We start from the raw sequence: 590 nt of genomic DNA on the forward strand, positions 1-590 counted from the left end.
CCCTGAATGCCTTGACCTTTGCATTGAAAGACTCTGCCGATGCATTTGTCGCCCTGTTGATAAAGAAGTTCAGGATGGAGAGATAATGCGCCTTTATTGATCGTGCAACAGTCTTGAATGCATCTATCCCACAGTCTTCCACCACATTGTACCATAAGGCCAATTGCTTAAATGCCTGCTCCTTACTTTTACATAGCTTGAATATATCACCGAGCTTCAGGGAGATCTGATAGGCCTTTTTCAATTGTGGATAGCGTTCAAACAACAGCTCCGCGCGGTGTTTCTGTACCGCTGTCCATTTGATATGGTGCTTGAACAAAAGATACCTGCTCCGGGCAAGCAGCTGTTTAAGGGTATCTCCATTGGAAAGTACTTCCGGCTGATAGCTGGTCTTATTTCGCTTCGCCTGATCGATGGCCTCATTCTCTGCATCCAATGCTTCCCAACGGTATTTAATCCTGCATTCCTGTACCGCATCATAGGCCAGCTTCTGCACATGGAAACGGTCAATAACACGGTGGGCATTGACAAAACACCTTTTAATGGCCAGTTGCATGTTCGCAGCCATATCCATGGTCACTTCCTGTACC

Annotated in this window: 1 protein-coding gene; it reads right to left on the reverse strand. The window is 46.4% G+C overall.

Annotated features, from left to right (window positions below; translation table 11 throughout):
* The coding region (locus tag GJU39_RS23310) for an ISAon1 family transposase (protein ID WP_154283383.1) at positions 1–590 on the reverse strand (590 nt) is incomplete at both ends.

Source organism: Pedobacter petrophilus (genome assembly GCF_009674725.1).
Classification (GTDB): domain Bacteria; phylum Bacteroidota; class Bacteroidia; order Sphingobacteriales; family Sphingobacteriaceae; genus Pedobacter; species Pedobacter petrophilus.